18 protein-coding genes are annotated in these 17,131 nt (G+C 60.0%); 11 read left to right on the top strand and 7 right to left on the bottom strand.

From position 1 onward, the window contains the following. Positions 1-185 precede the first annotated feature (185 nt). The 4 genes from ACRZ9X_RS18325 to ACRZ9X_RS18310 are packed head-to-tail and all read left to right on the top strand — an operon-like array spanning position 186 to position 2,816. A complete protein-coding gene (locus tag ACRZ9X_RS18325) occupies positions 186-686 on the top strand; it encodes a type III secretion system chaperone family protein (protein ID WP_480521496.1) in 501 nt (166 codons plus the stop codon). A gap of 33 nt (positions 687-719) precedes the next feature. Then, positions 720-1,535, top strand: coding sequence for a pyrroline-5-carboxylate reductase (proC, locus tag ACRZ9X_RS18320; protein WP_480521494.1), 816 nt, complete (start codon positions 720-722; stop codon positions 1,533-1,535). After that, positions 1,528-1,866 (top strand): tRNA-binding protein, encoded by a 339-nt coding sequence (locus tag ACRZ9X_RS18315; protein ID WP_480521492.1) that lies wholly within the window; start codon positions 1,528-1,530, stop codon positions 1,864-1,866. Before proC ends, ACRZ9X_RS18315 begins: the two co-directional genes overlap by 8 nt. Beyond that, positions 1,866-2,816, top strand: a complete 951-nt coding sequence (locus ACRZ9X_RS18310; RefSeq protein WP_480521490.1) for a 2-hydroxyacid dehydrogenase — start codon at positions 1,866-1,868, stop codon at positions 2,814-2,816. The genes ACRZ9X_RS18315 and ACRZ9X_RS18310 overlap by 1 nt, the downstream gene beginning before the upstream one ends. On the opposite strand, the gene ACRZ9X_RS18305 is transcribed toward ACRZ9X_RS18310, so the two are convergent. Continuing rightward, complete coding sequence (locus ACRZ9X_RS18305; RefSeq protein WP_480521488.1) at positions 2,813-3,391, bottom strand: thymidine kinase; 579 nt, start codon at positions 3,389-3,391, stop codon at positions 2,813-2,815. The genes ACRZ9X_RS18310 and ACRZ9X_RS18305 overlap by 4 nt on opposite strands. Before the next feature lie 355 nt (positions 3,392-3,746). Between ACRZ9X_RS18305 and ACRZ9X_RS18300 the strand changes: the two genes are divergently transcribed. Beyond that, on the top strand, positions 3,747-4,208 hold the full coding sequence (locus tag ACRZ9X_RS18300; protein ID WP_480521486.1) for a hypothetical protein: 462 nt from the start codon (positions 3,747-3,749) through the stop codon (positions 4,206-4,208). A gap of 87 nt (positions 4,209-4,295) precedes the next feature. Here the strand turns inward: ACRZ9X_RS18300 and ACRZ9X_RS18295 are convergent, their stop codons facing one another. The 3 genes from ACRZ9X_RS18295 to carB form a co-directional block, all read right to left on the bottom strand. After that, complete coding sequence (locus tag ACRZ9X_RS18295) at positions 4,296-4,868, bottom strand: hypothetical protein (RefSeq protein WP_480521484.1); 573 nt, start codon at positions 4,866-4,868, stop codon at positions 4,296-4,298. A gap of 149 nt (positions 4,869-5,017) precedes the next feature. Continuing rightward, a complete protein-coding gene (locus tag ACRZ9X_RS18290) occupies positions 5,018-6,142 on the bottom strand; it encodes a beta-ketoacyl-ACP synthase III (protein ID WP_480521482.1) in 1,125 nt (374 codons plus the stop codon). Between the two features lie 141 nt (positions 6,143-6,283). Continuing rightward, on the bottom strand, positions 6,284-9,628 hold the full coding sequence (gene carB, locus ACRZ9X_RS18285; protein WP_480521480.1) for a carbamoyl-phosphate synthase large subunit: 3,345 nt from the start codon (positions 9,626-9,628) through the stop codon (positions 6,284-6,286). A 183-nt stretch (positions 9,629-9,811) separates the two neighbouring features. Here carB and ACRZ9X_RS18280 point away from each other — a divergent pair, with 183 nt between their 5' ends. The 4 genes from ACRZ9X_RS18280 to aspS all read left to right on the top strand — a co-directional run bounded on the left by ACRZ9X_RS18280 (position 9,812) and on the right by aspS (position 14,058). Next, entirely contained in the window at positions 9,812-10,933 is a 1,122-nt protein-coding gene (locus ACRZ9X_RS18280; protein WP_480521478.1) for an aminodeoxychorismate synthase component I, read from the top strand. Next, positions 10,888-11,535, top strand: coding sequence for an aminotransferase class IV family protein (locus ACRZ9X_RS18275; protein ID WP_480521476.1), 648 nt, complete (start codon positions 10,888-10,890; stop codon positions 11,533-11,535). Before ACRZ9X_RS18280 ends, ACRZ9X_RS18275 begins: the two co-directional genes overlap by 46 nt. Then, positions 11,532-12,203, top strand: coding sequence for a CPBP family intramembrane glutamic endopeptidase (locus tag ACRZ9X_RS18270; RefSeq protein WP_480521474.1), 672 nt, complete (start codon positions 11,532-11,534; stop codon positions 12,201-12,203). The genes ACRZ9X_RS18275 and ACRZ9X_RS18270 overlap by 4 nt, the downstream gene beginning before the upstream one ends. A 79-nt stretch (positions 12,204-12,282) precedes the next feature. Beyond that, the gene (gene aspS / locus ACRZ9X_RS18265) at positions 12,283-14,058 is read left to right on the top strand and encodes an aspartate--tRNA ligase (protein WP_480521472.1); all 1,776 of its coding nucleotides are present in this window, start codon (positions 12,283-12,285) and stop codon (positions 14,056-14,058) included. 216 nt (positions 14,059-14,274) lie between these two features. Here aspS and ACRZ9X_RS18260 read toward each other — a convergent pair whose 3' ends face one another. After that, a complete protein-coding gene (locus ACRZ9X_RS18260; RefSeq protein WP_480521470.1) occupies positions 14,275-14,994 on the bottom strand; it encodes a response regulator in 720 nt (239 codons plus the stop codon). Positions 14,995-15,128: 134 nt separating this feature from the next. Between ACRZ9X_RS18260 and mce the strand changes: the two genes are divergently transcribed. Then, entirely contained in the window at positions 15,129-15,533 is a 405-nt protein-coding gene (mce, locus tag ACRZ9X_RS18255) for a methylmalonyl-CoA epimerase (RefSeq protein ID WP_480521468.1), read from the top strand. Positions 15,534-15,549: 16 nt separating this feature from the next. Beyond that, positions 15,550-15,825 carry a DUF1467 family protein gene (locus ACRZ9X_RS18250; RefSeq protein ID WP_480521466.1) on the top strand — a complete coding sequence of 92 codons (276 nt, stop codon included), beginning with the start codon at positions 15,550-15,552 and terminating at the stop codon, positions 15,823-15,825. 3 nt (positions 15,826-15,828) lie between these two features. Here the strand turns inward: ACRZ9X_RS18250 and ACRZ9X_RS18245 are convergent, their stop codons facing one another. Continuing rightward, the gene (locus tag ACRZ9X_RS18245) at positions 15,829-16,521 is read right to left on the bottom strand and encodes an EI24 domain-containing protein (protein ID WP_480521464.1); all 693 of its coding nucleotides are present in this window, start codon (positions 16,519-16,521) and stop codon (positions 15,829-15,831) included. After that, positions 16,518-17,096 (bottom strand): nitroreductase family protein, encoded by a 579-nt coding sequence (locus ACRZ9X_RS18240; protein ID WP_480521462.1) that lies wholly within the window; start codon positions 17,094-17,096, stop codon positions 16,518-16,520. Before ACRZ9X_RS18240 ends, ACRZ9X_RS18245 begins: the two co-directional genes overlap by 4 nt. Between the last annotated feature and the right edge of the window lie 35 nt (positions 17,097-17,131).

The following is a 17,131-nucleotide window of genomic DNA, read 5'->3' as shown; positions in this document are numbered from 1 at the left end:
TTGAGCTCCGTTGCCATTCGTCCACAACTTATTGCTGTTATCCCCAATAAATAGGGTTGTCACAGCGCGCCTCGCATCGCACCATATTTAGTACAGGCCTAAGGGGGAAGCCCGGCTTGTAGTGCAGGCAACTAGCGCTGGGGCGCTGCCAGCCCCAAATTGCTAGAGATTAGTGAGGTGGCATTATGGCCCTTTCCGAGCAGTTTCTCGAAGAAGACCTTCATCCGATTGATATTGTTGAACACTTGGCCGAGCACCATGATTGGGATTTCGACCGGATCGGAGATGACCAGATTGCCATGGCTGTGGAAGGGCAGTGGCGCACATATTCGATCACTCTGGCCTGGTCCAATTTTGACGAAACTCTGCGCATGGTGTGTTCGTTCGAGATGGAGCCTCCGTCCGAGCGCGAAACCGAGTTGTATGAGCTGCTGAACCGGATGAACGATCAGTGCTGGGCCGGGGCGTTCACCTATTGGGCGAACCAGAAACTGATGGTCTATCGCTATGGTCTGGTTTTGGCGGGCGGTCAGATGGCCAGCCCGGAACAGATCGATACGATGATCAACGCCGCCGTCCTGAGCGCCGAGCGCTATTACCCCGCAATTCAACTGGTGACCTGGGGCAACCGCAGCCCCGAAGACGCAATGCAAGTCGCCATTGCAGAGGCCTACGGCCGCGCGTAAAGCTTTGCCCCGAACCAAAGGGGAGGGGCAATCATGGATATGTCGCGCGTCGCGGAACAGGGGCTGGTTCTTCTGGGATGCGGCAAGATGGGATCGGCCATGCTCGCCGGATGGCTCGAGCATGGCCTCTCTGCCTCGTCGGTCTGGGTAATTGACCCGTACCCGTCGGATTGGCTCAAGGCGCAGGGCGTCAACATCAACACGCCGTTGCCCGAATCCCCTGCAGTGGTGCTTGTCGCGGTTAAACCGCAGATGATGGGAGACGCTCTGCCTGCCATCGCGGCGTTGGGCGGCGGTGACAGCCTGTTCATTTCGGTTGCGGCGGGGACGTCGATTGCGACATTCGAATCTGTGTTGGGCGCTGATACCCCGATTGTGCGCGCGATGCCGAACACTCCGGCAGCGATTCGGCAGGGGATCACGGCCCTCATTGGCAACGCTGTGGCCTCGGACGCGGATGTGGCTTTGGCCCAAACACTTTTGTCCGCAATCGGGGAGACCGTACGGCTGAGTGACGAGGGGCAGATGGACGCGGTTACCGGGGTCAGTGGCTCCGGACCGGCATATGTTTTTCACCTGATCGAAACGCTGGCCGCCGCCGGTGAGGCGCAGGGTTTACCGCAAGCCCTGGCAATGAAACTGGCCAAATCGACAGTGGCCGGGGCAGGGGCTTTGGCGATGACCTCCGAGGATGATCCGGCGCAATTGCGCGTCAACGTCACCTCGCCCAATGGCACAACACAAGCCGCGCTTGAGGTGCTGATGGATAAGAAAGACGGATTTCCTGATTTGCTGAATCGCGCCGTCAAGGCGGCCACTGATCGATCCAAGGAGCTGTCCCGTGAGTGACATTACATTTGACGACTTTCTAAAGGTCGATATCCGTGTGGGCGAGGTCCTGCGCGCCGAACCCTACCCCGAGGCCCGCAAACCCGCGATCAAGATGTGGATCGATTTCGGGGATGAGATTGGCGAGCGCAAAACCTCGGCGCAGGTCACCGCACATTACGATCCGGCCTCGCTGGCGGGCAAGCAGGTGATGGCAGTGGTGAATTTCCCGCCGCGCCAGATCGGCAGGTTCATGTCCGAGGTTCTGGTGCTGGGTCTGCCCGACGAAAATGGCGAGATCGTGCTGATTGGCCCGGATTCCCAGGTTCCAACCGGCGGGCGGATGCACTGATGAAGCTGTTGATTGCCCGCCCGATGACCGCCGCAGTCGAGGCCCGCGCTCGTGCCGAGTTCGATGTCGAATTCCGGACCGAGACACAGCCGATGACGCAGGATGAGATGCGCCGAGCGCTGTCTGAATTCGATGTGGTGGTTCCGACCCTCGGCGACCTCTTCTCGGCGCAGGTCTTTGCGGACGTGGCCGCGCCCCGGTGCAAACTGCTGGCCAATTTCGGTGTCGGCTACAACCACATTGATGTGGACGCGGCGCGCGCCTCTGGCGTTGCCGTCACCAACACGCCCGGAGCGGTGACGGACGCGACAGCCGACATCGCCATGACTCTGCTGCTGACGACAGCCCGCCGCGCCGGTGAAGGCGAGCGGTTGGTGCGTGCGGGCAACTGGCAAGGATGGCATCCGACGCAAATGCTGGGTCATCACGTCACGGGTAAACGCGTTGGCATCGTGGGCATGGGGCGGATCGGGCAGGCCATTGCCCGGCGCTGCCACTATGGATTCGGGATGCAGGTGGCCTATCAATCGCGCAGTGCAAAAGATCTGGACTTTGCCGCCACCTTTGTGCCCGACCTGACCGCGCTGGCGGCATCGGTTGATTTCATGGTTCTTGCCGTTCCCGGTGGGGCTGAGACGCGGCATCTGATCAGTACCCGGGTGTTTGCGGCCATGACGCCGTCGTCGATACTGATCAACATCGCCCGGGGTGAGGTTGTGGACGAATCCGCGCTGATCGTTGCGTTGCAGACCAATCAGATTGCAGGGGCCGGACTGGATGTCTACGAGTTCGAACCCGCCGTGCCGCAGGCGTTGATGGATATGGAAAACGTGACGTTGCTGCCGCATCTGGGAACCGCGACCGAGGAGGTGCGGACAGATATGGGCCATATGGCGCTGGACAACGTCGCGGCCTTTGTCGCAGGCCGCCCGCTGCCCAACCCGGTCTAGCCGCCCATCGCCTCGCGCCAGTGTTTGCGGCAGAGCGAGACATATGTCTCGTTCCCGCCAATCTGAACCTGCGCGCCTTCGGTGATGGTGCGGCCATGTTCGTCTTGCCGAATCACCATTGTCGCCTTGCGCCCGCATTCGCAGATGGTGCGGACCTCGCGCATCTCATCGGCCAGCGCCAGCAGCGCGGCTGAGCCGGGAAACAGGCGACCCTGAAAGTCCACGCGCAATCCATAGGCCAGCACGGGCAGTTTCAGGTCGTCGACCACGCGGGCCAGTTGCCAGACCTGATCTTCGGTCAGAAACTGCGCTTCATCCACAAATACGCAGGCCAGGGTGCCTTGCGACAGGCGGGCATCGATCATGGCAAAGACATCATCCGTGGCGGTGAACGTGTCGGCCTCGGCCGAGATACCGATGCGGGACGCGATCCGACCCACGCCCGCGCGCCCGTCCAGCGCAGCGGTCATCAGATAGGTGTCCATCCCCCGCTCGCGGTAGTTGTGCGAGGCTTGTAGCAACACGGTCGATTTACCCGCGTTCATGGTCGAATAGTTGAAGTAGAGTTTTGCCATACGCGGGGTCTAATTCCCCCGGCAAGGAGGGGCAAGCACAGGATGAACAGAAAGGAGTGACGCCGCCATCACGGTCATAAAGGCCGAGCAGATGCTCTTGGGGATGGATAGCCTTCTGTCCGCGACAGCGACGTCGTTGGCCTAGATATGGCCAGGACACAGCAAGGCGAAAAATCTGCCTTACGATTACTCATTACCGGCACGAACGGCCGCCACTCACTCACAAAACCCTCGCATATCTGAGGGATAGTTCATTTATGGTCTTTCAATTACAGTACGGATATGGGAAATTTCTCTACCCTTTCCCCGGCAGGGACAGGCCCAGGGAAGGTGCGCAGGTAACAAAGGGAGCACTATGGCAGATATCGGGGCCTATCTGAAGAAGCACACCGAAGCATTGGTCAAGGATGTTGGAATCGAAGCAGCGTGCGAGATTACCGGAAAATCCAAAGCGACCTTGGGGCGGTATTATTCCGACAATGACGAGCATGCCGACCGGTTCATGCCCGTTGATGCTGTTGCGCGACTGGAGAACGCGGCGAACTATCCGCATGTGACTTCGGCGCTTGCGGATTTGCAGAATATTACGCTGTCATATGATGGCCGGAATTCCGATACGCCACGCACGGGTGGGGTGAATTCGGACGTCATTGCGCTCAGCCAGCGGTTCGCCATGTTGATGACGGAATATCAGGCCGCGATCGAAGACGGGATCATCACGGTCAACGAGGCCAAGCGTCTGCTGAAGGAAACCAGCATGCTGCAACAGGTCCTGATCGAGATGAAGTTGCATCTGGAAGAAGAAAGCGTCAGCTAGCGCACCGGTCGTTGGGCATTTGCCGAGCTGCAGGCACAGCTCAGCTATAGGTGATCGATCCAAATTGTGGACGTAGCGCTGGCGGGTTTATCTTTTCCCTTTGCCGCCGTCCTTTCCACCTTTACCGTCGCCGCCTTTGCCGCCACCCTTACCGGGTTTGCCATCGCCGCCCTTACCGCCGCCATTGCCTGGCTCGTTACCACCGCCATCGCCTGGTCCTGCTCCTCCATTGCCGGGATCACTGCCACTGTCACCGGGGGTGCCACCATTGTTGCCGGATGAACCATCGCTGCCGTCTGACTGGCTTCCGCTGCCGTTTGACCCGGACCCCGATGACAGGTCGCTGCTGCGGTCTTCGCCGCGATCTGCCGTCTTTATCGAGGCTGTCGGCAAGTCAGACAAAAGATTTGCCAACCCCTGACACTGGGCGGCGGTCGCCCCAAGAATTGCGTCAAAGTCCCTACGGTTTTGCAGATGGGTCACAAACCCTTTTGTCACACGCGAACACCCGCATAACGCGGAATAGTCGCCGTCATCTGCCGCCGCGCGTGCCATATTGACTGTGCAAATTTCGGGTTCGGCCATCGCCCCGGTGGCCGCGATCGAGAAAAATGGCACGAAGGCCAAAGCGGGCAGGATGTTGCGGGTGTGTCTGTGCATCGCAATGTGCTCCTCGTATCAGGTTGTGCAGATGCGTTGCGCATCCGCGACCGATATGAGGACCGCGATTAAACGGTGGATTTCCGAAGCCTGAATTTATCTTTAGGTTATCTACGCCGTCAAACCCGGGGGCGGGCGGTGATATAAGCTCAGACGCGCCGTTTTACGATCACCGACCCCACCGAATACCCGGCGCCAAACGAACAAATCAGCCCGACATCGCCTTCCTGCAGATCATCCGAGTGCTTTGAAAAGGCAATGATGGACCCGGCGGATGAGGTGTTGGCGTAATCTTGCAGGATGTTGGGTTGTTCGCCGGGTTCCGGTTCGCGTCCCAGGACCTTTTTGCCGATGAAATCGTTCATGGTCTTGTTCGCCTGATGCAGCCATAGACGTTTCAGATCATCGCTTACGACCCCTTCGGCGGCCATGTGATCGCTGATATGCTTGCTGACCATCGGCAGCACTTCTTTGAACACTTTGCGCCCGTTTTGCATGAATTGCATATCGCGGCGATCCACCACACCGTCCGGACGCGAGCGGCGCAAGAAGCCGTTATTGTTGCGGATATTGTTGGAGAACGCCGTGGCGCAGCGGGTCGAGAGGATCTCGAAATACGGGCCTTTGGCATCTTCTACCCGCTCGATCAGAGTAGCCGTCGCGACATCGCCAAAGATGAAGTGACAATCCCGGTCACGCCACTCCAGATGGCCCGAGCAGATCTCGGGGTTGACCACCAGTGCCGACCGGACCGAACCGGACCGGATCATGTCAGCGGCTGCCTGAATACCGAATGTTGCCGAAGAACACGCCACATTCATGTCAAACCCAAAGCCGTCGATCCCAAGCGCCTGCTGGATTTCGATGGCAATCGCGGGATAGGCGCGTTCGTGGTTCGAGGCGGCGCAAATCACCAGATCTACCTCGTCGGCCGACCGTCCGCCCTGCGCGAGTGCCTTTTTGCAGGCATCCACGGCCATCTCGGTCATGATCCCCGGTTCATCATCGCTGCGCTGTCGCAGAGTAGGGTGCATAATCTCGGGATTCAGGACGCCTTCCTTGTCCATGACAAACCGGTTTTCGATACCCGACGCCTTGACGATGAACTCTTCCGAGGAATGCTGCAAAGGCTCGAGCTGCCCGGCCGAGATCGCTTCGGCGTTTTCGGTATTCACCCGGTCGGCATAGGCGTTGAACGCCTTGACCAGCTCGGCATTGGTGATGATGTTTTCGGGCGTATAGACACCGGAACCGGTGATGGCGGGGGTAAACATGGCGGGTCCTGATTTCGTGATCTGCACAAAATGCAGCCCCGGCCAGATTTGATCAAGATGTATTGACCTAAGGGAATGCAAACGGCGCGCAGCTTTGCACCGCTTGCTGCCATTGATTGCGCGCCAGACGGGGCGGCCAAATCATCCTTGCAGAGACTTGACCTCGACATCCCCTTCAGCCTGCGCCTTGATCGCCAGCGCGGCGGCGTTCGACCCTGCGGCGGTGGTGAAGTAGGGGATTTTGTCATACAGCGCGATGGACCGGATGGCCTTGCTGTCCTCAACCGCCTGCGCGCCTTCGGTGGTGTTCATGACCAGTTGCACCTGACCGTCTTTCAGCATATCGACCACGTCCGGGCGGCCCTCATAGACCTTGTTGACCACCTCACAGGCGACGCCCTGTTCTTCCAGCCAGCTTTGCGTGCCGCGGGTTGCGACCAGCGTAAAGCCTTGTTCAACCAGCACCTTGGCGGCCTCAAGCATCGCCTTGCCCTTGTCCGCATCCTTGATCGAGATGAACGCACGCCCCGAGGATGGCAACACCATGCCGGCCCCCATCTGCGCCTTGAGGAAGGCGCGCGGGAAGTCGCGATCCCAGCCCATCACCTCGCCGGTCGAGCGCATCTCGGGGCCCAGAATGGTATCGACGCCAGGGAAGCGGGCAAAGGGCATGACCGCCTCTTTCACCGAGAACCACGGCATGTCCGGGTCGGCCAGTGTCATCTGGTCTGCAATCTTGGTGTCTTTGCCTTCCTGGTAAGCGGGGCGCATCGGGAAGGCCGACAGCTTCTCTCCGGCCATCACGCGCGCAGCGATTGAGGCGATCGCACTGTCGGTTGCCTTGGCCACGAACGGCACGGTGCGGCTGGCGCGGGGGTTCACCTCGATCAGGTAAATCTCATCATCCTTGATCGCGAATTGCACGTTCATCAGGCCCACGACGTTCAGCGCCTTGGCCAGTTTGAACGCCTGATCCTTGATCTGCGCGATGATCTCTTTGGACAGGGAATAAGGCGGCAGCGAACAGGCTGAATCACCCGAATGCACGCCCGCCTCTTCGATGTGCTGCATGATGCCCGCGACATGCACGTCGGTGCCGTCGCACAGCGCATCGACGTCCAGCTCAACCGCACCGGCCAGATAGCTGTCGAGCAGTACAGGGCTGTCGCCCGAGACCACCACGGCCTCGTTGATGTAACGCCGCAGCTGATCCATATCGCGCACGATCTCCATCGCGCGACCGCCCAGAACGTAAGAGGGGCGGATGACCAACGGGAAGCCGATCTCTTCGGCGATCTCAAGCGCCTGTTCGTCGGTCGAGGCGATGCCGTTCTTGGGCTGTTTCAGGCCCAGATCGTTGACCAGAGCCTGAAAGCGTTCACGGTCTTCGGCCAGGTCAATCGCGTCCGGCGTGGTGCCCAGGATCGGGATGCCCTCAGCCTCAAGCGCGTTGGCCAGTTTCAGCGGGGTTTGACCGCCGAATTGAACGATGACGCCGTGCAGCGTGCCGTTTTCCTGCTCCTTCGTCAGGATTTCCATGACGTGCTCAAAAGTCAGCGGCTCAAAATACAAACGGTCCGAGGTGTCATAGTCGGTGCTGACCGTCTCGGGGTTGCAGTTGATCATGATGGTCTCATAGCCCGCCTCGGTCAGTGCGAAACAGGCGTGACAGCAGCAATAGTCGAACTCGATCCCCTGACCGATCCGGTTCGGACCACCGCCGAGGATGACGACCTTTTTGCGGTCGCTCGGGCGGGCCTCGCATTCGACCTCACCCATCATCGGGGCCTCGTAGGTCGAGTACATATATGGCGTCTGTGCCTCAAATTCGGCGGCGCAGGTGTCGATGCGTTTAAAGACTGCATTGACGCCCAGATTGCGGCGGGCGCGGCGGACGTTGGCTTCGTCGCGACCGGTCAGGTTGCCGAGACGCGCGTCGGTGAAGCCCAGCATTTTCAGCTTGCGGATGCCATCCTCGGTCACCGGCAGGCCGTCTTTGCGCACCTGCCGCTCGGCCTCGATGATCTCGCGAATACGGGCCAGGAACCACGGGTCGAACTTGGTGACGCCGAAGATTTCGTCGTCAGTCAGACCATGACGCATCGCCTGCGCGATGGTGCGCAGACGGTCAGGTGTCTGCTGGCTGATCGCCTTAATCACGGCGGCCTTGTCGTCAGCTTCGTCCCAGACGCCTACGTTCAGGCCCGGAATCTCAACCTCATCAAACCCGGTCAGACCCGATTCCATCGAAGCCAGCGCTTTTTGCATCGATTCGTGGATGGTGCGACCAATAGACATCGCCTCACCCACCGATTTCATCGCAGTGGTCAGGTAGGGTTCAGAGCCGGGGAATTTCTCGAAGGCGAATTTCGGGATCTTGGTGACGACATAGTCAATGGTCGGCTCGAACGAGGCGGGCGTGACCTTGGTGATGTCATTGTCCAACTCGTCCAGCGTATACCCCACGGCCAGTTTCGCGGCGATCTTGGCAATCGGGAAACCGGTCGCTTTGGACGCCAGCGCGGACGAGCGCGACACGCGCGGGTTCATCTCGATCACGACCATGCGGCCATCGACCGGGTTGATCGCCCATTGCACGTTGGACCCGCCGGTTTCAACGCCGATCTCGCGCAGTACCGCAATCGAATGGTTGCGCATGATCTGGTATTCTTTGTCGGTCAGCGTGAGCGCTGGGGCGACGGTGATCGAGTCACCCGTGTGCACGCCCATCGGATCGACGTTTTCGATGGAACAGACGATGATGGCGTTGTCAGCGGTGTCACGCACCACCTCCATCTCGTATTCTTTCCAGCCCAACAGGCTTTCGTCGATCAGGATCTGACCCACGGGTGAGGCATCCATGCCCGAGCGGCAAATATGGATATAATCCTCACGGTTATACGCCACGCCGCCGCCCGTGCCGCCCAGCGTAAAGGCGGGGCGGATGATGGCGGGCAAGCCCACGGTTTCAAGCGTGTCCAAGGCCAGCGCCACACCTGCGTCGAGATCTTTCTTGCCGTCTTCATCCTTGGGGGCGGTCACGATCTCGGCCTTGGGGTTTTCGATGCCCAGCCGGTCCATCGCCTCGCGGAACAGGGCGCGGTCTTCGGCCATTTCAATGGCGTCGCGCTTGGCGCCGATCATCTCGACGCCGAACTTGTCCAGCACACCCATCTCTTCCAGCGCCAATGAGGTGTTCAGGCCGGTCTGTCCGCCCATGGTGGGCAGCAGGGCGTCGGGGCGCTCTTTCTCGATGATCTTGGCGACGACCTCGGGCGTGATCGGCTCGATATAGGTGGCATCGGCCAGACCCGGATCGGTCATGATCGTCGCGGGGTTCGAGTTCACCAGAATGACCCGGTAGCCTTCTTCCCGCAGCGCCTTGCAGGCCTGAGCGCCGGAATAGTCGAATTCGCAGGCTTGGCCGATGACAATGGGGCCTGCCCCGATGATCATGATCGACTGAATGTCGGTTCTTCTCGGCATGGCCTGGTCCCTTCACTTTTTCGCGAGTCAGGGCACCATCCCGGCACCCAAATTGTCCTGCGTTATAGGGACCGCGCGAAAAGGTGCAAGGGGGATCGGAAACAGGGGCGAAATTGCCGCTTTCCCCTCTTTCCACCGCCGCCACAGTCTCTATATCGCGGAGCGTGGCAAATGGGGGTGCAAGTGCGGATTCGTTTCGATCAGGGACCGGCCGGGCGTGGCACCCGGTTTCAACAACCCACGCAGTTGATCTGCGCGGATCGGGCCGAGGATGTGCCCGACGCATTAGCGGCGCTGGATCAGGCCCGCGCCGATGGGGCATGGCTGGCCGGTTACGCCAGTTATGAACTGGGATACGTGTTGGAACCGCGCCTGTCCGCGCGCCTGCCTGCGCAGCGTCGCCTGCCATTGCTGTGCTTTGGCGTCTATGAAGCGCCGGACCGGGTGGCGTTGCCCGCGTCCGGTGGTGAGGTGACTGAATTTCGGCCCCGTTGGGATCAGGCCCGCTATGACACTGCGTTTCAGGCGGTGCATGCGGCGATCGGGGCAGGAGATATCTATCAGGCCAATCTGACCTTTCCGATTGATCTGAGAATGGCGGGCGACAGCACGGCTTTATATGCCTTACTCGCGGCCGGTCAGCCCGTGGGTCATGGCGCGCTGGTGCAACAGGACGGGCTGCCGGACCTGCTCAGCCGCTCGCCCGAATTGTTCTTTCGCACCGATGCTGAGGGTCGGATCGAAACCCGTCCTATGAAAGGCACTCAGCCCCGTTCCGAGAACCCGGTCGAGGATGAGCGCCGTCGCGCCTTCCTGTCGTCGGACGAAAAGAACCGGGCCGAGAACCTGATGATCGTCGACCTTTTGCGCAACGATATCAGCCGCGTGGCGCTGCCGGGTTCGGTCACGGTGCCCGAGCTTTTCAAGGTCGAAACCTACGCAACGGTGCACCAGATGGTGTCGCAGGTCGCCGCGCAATTGCACAAAGGGGCCGGGTTGTCGGACATCCTGACGGCCCTGTTCCCGTGCGGATCAATCACCGGCGCGCCCAAGATCCGGGCGATGGAAATCCTGTCCGATCTGGAGCCCTGGCCCCGCGACATCTATTGCGGCACAATCGGCTGGGCCGCGCCGGATGGCCGGTCGGAATTCAACGTGGCCATCCGTACAATGATGGTCGAAAACGGGGCCGCCACGCTGAACGTGGGCGGCGGCGTCGTCTGGGACAGCACCGCCCCGTCGGAATATGAGGAGGCGCTATGGAAAGCGCGCTTTGCCCGCCAGCCGAGCCTGATTTCCGCCTGATCGAAACCCTGGCCTTTCGGCCAGAGCGCGGCTTTGTGCGGCTGGATCGGCACCTGAGCCGGATGGCGGCGTCGGCTGAGGCGTTCGGGATCGCTTTTGACCGCGACAGGGCGATTGCGGCCTTGAATGTGGTTCAGGGCGTTGGTCCGCTGCGGTGTCGGCTGACACTGGACCGGGGCGGGCAGTTTGATCTGACAACCGGCGATCTGACGGCGAACCCGCCCCTCTGGCGGCTGGGGATCGCCGAACAGCGGCTGTCTTCGGCAGATACCTGGCTGCAGCACAAGACAACCCGCCGCGCCGTTTATGACACCGCGCGGGCGAACTTGCCCGATGGAGTCGATGAACTGGTGTTCCTGAACGAACGGGATGAGCTGTGTGAGGGCACGATCACCACCCTCTTCATCGAAACACCAGATGGCCAGCACCTGACCCCGCCGCTGTCCAGCGGGTTGTTGCCGGGTGTTTTGCGGCAGGAAATTCTGCACACAAATCAAGGGGTCGAGGCTGTTCTGACCTTGACCGATCTGCGTAATGCGAAAACCATCCATATGGGCAATTCCCTGCGTGGGATGATCCGGGCGGAGTTGATTGAGCAGTGACCAAACAAGACGAATGGCTGGAACGCGCGGCGGTGCGCCCTCGGCTATGGCTGGAATTCGCACTGTTTTTCGTCGCCGTGCCGGTGTTGATCGCGGTCCTGTTTCCGCCGGACTGGATGTTCCCCTCACTATTTGCCTTTACCGGGTTGGGCATCGTTTTGCTGCACAACACGCCCGGCTTTTCCTGGGCAGAACTGCGCTATGGCTGGCGCAACTGGTCGTGGATTGAGGTTCTGGCGTTCACAATTGCGATGGTGGCGGTGTGCTCGGCGCTGGTGATGATGACCCGCCCGGACGCTGCCTTTGCGCTGCTGCGATACCGGCCCGAGTTACTGATGGTGATCTGTATCGGCTATCCGCTGGCCTCGGCCCTGCCGCAGGAGTTGCTGTTTCGCGTGCTGTTTTTCCGCCGCTACCACGGCATTCTGCCAGACGGGCGCTGGGCCTATATGCTGAATGCCGCCCTGTTTTCATTGGCGCATCTGATGTATTGGAGCTGGCTTGTCGCCGTGATGACCTTCGCCGGGGGCCTGCTGTTTGCATGGGCGTACCGCCGACGCGGCTCGTTCTTTTATGCCGTTCTTCTGCACGCGATTGCCGGGAACATCATCTTTGCTGCGGGTCTGGGCATTTATTTCTATTCCGGCAATGTGCAAAGGCCGTTTTGACGGCCCGACCTGCCTTGACTTTCCGGGCCTGACGGGGTGTATCGGCGCGATGAATTCTGCGCCCGAAGGGATATAACCGATGCACGCCTATCGCAGCCACACCTGCGCCGCCTTGACCGCCGCCAATGTCGGTGAAACCGTCCGCCTGTCGGGTTGGGTGCATCGGGTCCGCGACCACGGCGGCGTATTGTTCATCGACCTGCGTGACCATTTTGGCGTGACGCAGGTTTTGTGTGACGGCGACAGTGCGGCTTTTGCTGAGCTGGAGAAGGTCCGGTCTGAATGGTGTATTCGCATCGACGGCTCCGTCAAAGCGCGCGATCCGGACTTGGTGAACCCGAAACTGCCCACTGGTGAGATCGAGGTTTACGTGCGGGAATTGGAGGTGCTGGGTGCGTCCGACGAACTGCCACTGATGGTGTTTGGCGATCAGGAATACCCCGAGGAAACCCGCCTGCGCTATCGCTATCTGGACCTGCGGCGCGAGGCGATGCAGCGGAACATGACGCTGCGCTCGGACGTAGTGGCCTCGATGCGCAAACGCATGTGGGACCAGGGCTTCCGCGAGTATCAGACGCCGATCATCACCGCATCGTCGCCCGAAGGCGCGCGCGATTTTCTGGTGCCCTCGCGCCTGCATCCGGGCAAGTTCTACGCCCTGCCGCAGGCTCCGCAGCAGTTCAAGCAGCTGATCATGATGTCGGGCTTTGACAAGTACTTCCAAATCGCGCCGTGCTTCCGCGATGAAGACCCGCGCGCCGATCGCTCGCCCACCGATTTCTACCAGCTTGACCTTGAGATGTCTTTTGTCGAGCAGCAGGATGTGTTCGACACGATCCAGCCCGTTCTGACCGGCGTGTTCGAAGAGTTCGGTGGTGGCCGCAAGGTCGATCAGGATTGGCCGCAGATTTCGTACAAGGATTCGGCGCTGTGGTATGGGACCGACAAGCCCGACCTGCGCAATCCTATTAAAATGCAAGTGGTCTCCGACCACTTCCGCGATTCTGGCTTCGCGATTTTCGCGAAGCTGCTGGAGCAGGAAGGTACCGAAATTCGCGCCATTCCCGCTCCGAGCGGTGGCAGCCGTAAGTTCTGCGACCGCATGAACGCATTCGCCCAGAAAGAGGGTTTGCCCGGCATGGGTTACATCTTCTGGCGCGATCAGGGGCAGGGGATGGAGGCCGCCGGGCCGTTGGCCAAGAACATCGGGCCTGAGCGGACCGAAGCGATCCGTCAGCAACTGGGGCTGGGTGTCGGTGATGCGGCGTTCTTCCTAGGTGGCAAGCCAAAAGCCTTTGAAAAGGTCGCCGGTAAGGCGCGGGGTGTGATCGGCGAAGAACTTGGCCTCACCGAAAAAGATCGCTTTGCCTTCGCCTGGATCGTCGATTTCCCGATCTATGAGCAGGACGAAGAAACCGGCGCGATTGACTTTGAGCACAACCCGTTCTCGATGCCGCAAGGTGGGATGGAGGCGCTGAACGGCAACCCTCTGGACGTGCGCGGATATCAGTACGACCTGGCTTGCAACGGCTATGAGCTGGTCTCGGGAGCGATCCGGAACCACAAGCCCGAAATCATGCTGAAAGCCTTTGAACTGGCAGGCTATGGCGCGGATGAGGTGAAATCCCGCTTTGGAGCCCTGTTCAATGCCTTCCACTATGGCGCGCCGCCGCATGGTGGCTGTGCAGCGGGTATTGACCGCATCGTAATGCTGTTGGCGGATGAGGCCAACATCCGCGAGGTCATGATGTTCCCCATGAACCAGCGCGCCGAGGATCTGATGATGGACGCGCCTTCTGATCCGACCTCGGATCAGTTGATGGAACTGGGGCTTCGGCTCATCCCTCAGGACTGATGCTGTATCACCCGCATTGCGCGGGCGATTTTCATTTGCGGGTGTTCCACCGATCCGTGTCGACATGTCGGTCGGCTCAACAGTGCGCAGTTGTGCTAATCCCAAAACTCTGTCGTTTTGTGGCGCCTGACACGGATCGCTTTGGCGGCGTGGCGGGTCTGGCGATAACACCAGACGCACAGAACGGAAGCGGTGACAAAGTAGGCGATGATCATTTCAGATCGCCTCTTGCCGTTCCAACCGGTTCTGTACCAACCCGGCTAAACGCGCGGCCTGTGCCGTAACCGGTGCCCCCCGAGCACGCGAGTGGGCCAGTTGTCGCACGGCTTCGGCAAGGGTGCCGTCCTGAGCGTCCCGAGCGACACCGCTCAAGAATTGGACGGCATAGTCCAGGCTGCGGGGAATCGTCGGGCCAGCCAGAACATCCGCGATATGGGCCATGTCGTCCTGATAGGCCAGTGGGTCGGGGTTGATGGTTTCGTCGCGTACTGTGTCCAACCCGCCGGGGCGGCGATCCTCGGGCAGCAGTTCCAGGATGGATGTCTGAAAGTAGGACAATGAGGTCAGGGGTTTGGCCAGAAACCCGTCCGCACCGGCAAAAAGAGCTTCCTCCCGGGCGTCGTCGTCGCCTGAAAGGCCAAGAATGACCTCGATCCGGGGGGTGGCTTCGGACAGTTCACCGATCAGATCGGCACCCGATCCATCGGGTAGGCCCAGATCAACGATGAGGACGGATGGGCGGTAAATCTGCAGATGCCTCCGCGCCGATGCCAGGCAATCGGCCCGGCGAATGCGCGCGCCGCTGTGAAGGCACATCAACCGGATTGCATCGCAAGCATACCGGCTGTCTTCCACAACGAGAATGGTCTGGCCCAGCAGGGGGCGCAGTTTTGTCGCAACGGGTGGCGCGGGGGAAAACGGTCCCGAATCGTCCATGGCAGAGCTCCTATTCAGCAGATGCCTCACGCTAGGAACATCTGGCTAACACCGCGTTAACGACGATTTGGCGCACTTGTCCTTTGTGCAAACTGACCCCATAACCGCTGCAGCGCAGAACAAAGGAGAGTTCCATGATCGGTCGCCTGAACCATGTTGCCATCGCAGTTCCAGATCTGGAGGCCGCATCCGCGCAATATCAGACCGCGCTGGGGGCCAAGGTTGGTGCGCCGCAGGATGAACCTGATCATGGTGTGACTGTTGTGTTCATCGAACTGCCAAACACCAAGATCGAACTGCTGTATCCGCTGGGCGATGACAGTCCGATCAACGGATTTCTGGAGAAAAACCCTTCGGGCGGGATTCATCACGTGTGCTATGAGGTCGAGGATATCATCGCCGCGCGCGATCACCTGAAAGAAACCGGTGCACGGGTTTTGGGATCTGGCGAACCCAAGATTGGCGCGCATGGGAAACCCGTTTTGTTCCTGCATCCCAAAGATTTCAACGGTTGCCTGGTCGAACTGGAACAGGTCTGAACGTGGAGGATCTGCCATGACGATCACCGCCGGTCTGGTTCTATTTGCGGTTATCTGGTTTCTGACCCTGCTGGTCGTCTTGCCGGTGCGCATCAAGACTCAAGGCGATCTGGGTGAGATCGTTCCGGGCACCCATGCCGGTGCGCCGGAAGTGCATCACATGAAGAAAAAGCTCTGGATCACCACCGGCATTACCGTTGTGCTTTGGGCCGTCATCGCGGGCATCATTATTTCCGGTGTGATCTCGGTACGGGATTTCGACTGGCTCAACCAGTTGCCACCGCGCGAATGATGCTCAGGGCGCGGACAATTTGTGATAGATATGAGTGAAAGTTGCTGCCCCGATGATCGGGATCACAAGGTTCACCAGAGGTACGGACAAAGGGATCGCCATCAGCGTTCCAGCCAGCCATATGGTTCCTGAATGCTTTGCTCGCAGCTTGCGGGCCGCGTCCCGTCCGATACGGCGCATGGCGGCCAGTGTGAAATACTCGCGGCCCAGCAGAAACCCGTTCATCGCCCAGAAGATAAACGGCGCAAGAGGTGTGAAGATCGCATAGAGGACCAACGCGCAGAGGTTGGCGGCGATCAACACGCCCATAAAGCCGATCGCATCCCGCAGCCCGTCGCTGAAGGGAATGCCCGGAACACCGGGCAACGCGGGATAATGCCGGTCTTCGACCGCTTGCGCGACCTCATCGAGAAACATCGAGGTGATGGCAGACGCCACAGGTACCATCAAAAAAACCGGCAGGATCAGCACCAGAAAGATGCCCGAATAGTTGAGGACATCGTTCAGCCACGGAACAGCGCCCACAAAAGGCAGCGAAATCTCGTTTCCCGACAGCCGGTTGATCAGCCAGATCGCTGCGGCACAGGCCACGACCAGCAGAAGGATCGTGAAGCCGACACCGCGCAGCAAAACCGCGCGGAATCTGGGATCTCCGACCTGGCCCAGCGCCGCAAAAAAGGCATTCAGGATGATCATTCACTGACCCATTCTGTCATCGCCACCACATTGGGTCGGGGACGTTCAGGCGGCGCGACACCTTCGGTCGCGATATGGATAAAGCCCGCGATTCGTTCGTTCTCGGCCAATCCGAATGCTGTCTTGCCAAATTCCGGGTCATGGGATTGCCAGCCGGACAGCCAGTTGGCCCCCCATCCCGCTGCCAGTGCCGCGTTCAGTAAGGCCAGACATACAGCACCGGCGGAATAAGTTTGTTCGATGGCCGGAACCTTGGGGGACGGCTTTTGAACCTCGATCACCGCAACGGCCAGATGACCCATGTCGAACTGGCTGCGGTCTTTGGCAAGTTCTTCCGGTGTTCTGCCCAGGACCTGCCCTCGGGTCTGTGTCAACTCCGATAGTCTGCGCATTGCGCCTTTTTCGATCACGATGAACCGCCACGGCTCCAGCTTGCCGTGATCCGGGCTGCGTGCAGCGGCGGTCAACAGCGGCAGCAGGTCCTCGCGCCCGGGCGCGGGTGCCACAAGGGTCTTTGCCGGACGCGAGCGCCGGTTCTGCAGAAATTCCAACGCGGCAGGGCTTTTCAGGGACATATGTTAACTTCCTTCACATGGGCATAGGTGTATGT

Source organism: Ruegeria sp. AL1 (assembly GCF_056540905.1).
The sequence above is the reverse complement of the archived record's forward strand: the minus strand, read 5'-3'. Positions and strand labels throughout refer to the sequence as shown.

Excerpts from the sequence above, each read along its gene's own strand:
- ACRZ9X_RS18325 (WP_480521496.1), top strand. The coding sequence starts at position 186 with ATGGCCCTTTCCGAGCAGTTTCTCGAAGAAGACCTTCATCCGATTGAT.
- proC (WP_480521494.1), top strand. The coding sequence starts at position 720 with ATGGATATGTCGCGCGTCGCGGAACAGGGGCTGGTTCTTCTGGGATGC.
- ACRZ9X_RS18310 (WP_480521490.1), top strand. The coding sequence starts at position 1,866 with ATGAAGCTGTTGATTGCCCGCCCGATGACCGCCGCAGTCGAGGCCCGC.
- ACRZ9X_RS18305 (WP_480521488.1), bottom strand. The coding sequence starts at position 3,391 with ATGGCAAAACTCTACTTCAACTATTCGACCATGAACGCGGGTAAATCG.
- ACRZ9X_RS18300 (WP_480521486.1), top strand. The coding sequence starts at position 3,747 with ATGGCAGATATCGGGGCCTATCTGAAGAAGCACACCGAAGCATTGGTC.
- ACRZ9X_RS18295 (WP_480521484.1), bottom strand. The coding sequence starts at position 4,868 with ATGCACAGACACACCCGCAACATCCTGCCCGCTTTGGCCTTCGTGCCA.
- ACRZ9X_RS18290 (WP_480521482.1), bottom strand. The coding sequence starts at position 6,142 with ATGTTTACCCCCGCCATCACCGGTTCCGGTGTCTATACGCCCGAAAAC.
- carB (WP_480521480.1), bottom strand. The coding sequence starts at position 9,628 with ATGCCGAGAAGAACCGACATTCAGTCGATCATGATCATCGGGGCAGGC.
- ACRZ9X_RS18275 (WP_480521476.1), top strand. The coding sequence starts at position 10,888 with ATGGAAAGCGCGCTTTGCCCGCCAGCCGAGCCTGATTTCCGCCTGATC.
- aspS (WP_480521472.1), top strand. The coding sequence starts at position 12,283 with ATGCACGCCTATCGCAGCCACACCTGCGCCGCCTTGACCGCCGCCAAT.
- ACRZ9X_RS18260 (WP_480521470.1), bottom strand. The coding sequence starts at position 14,994 with ATGGACGATTCGGGACCGTTTTCCCCCGCGCCACCCGTTGCGACAAAA.
- mce (WP_480521468.1), top strand. The coding sequence starts at position 15,129 with ATGATCGGTCGCCTGAACCATGTTGCCATCGCAGTTCCAGATCTGGAG.
- ACRZ9X_RS18250 (WP_480521466.1), top strand. The coding sequence starts at position 15,550 with ATGACGATCACCGCCGGTCTGGTTCTATTTGCGGTTATCTGGTTTCTG.
- ACRZ9X_RS18245 (WP_480521464.1), bottom strand. The coding sequence starts at position 16,521 with ATGATCATCCTGAATGCCTTTTTTGCGGCGCTGGGCCAGGTCGGAGAT.
- ACRZ9X_RS18240 (WP_480521462.1), bottom strand. The coding sequence starts at position 17,096 with ATGTCCCTGAAAAGCCCTGCCGCGTTGGAATTTCTGCAGAACCGGCGC.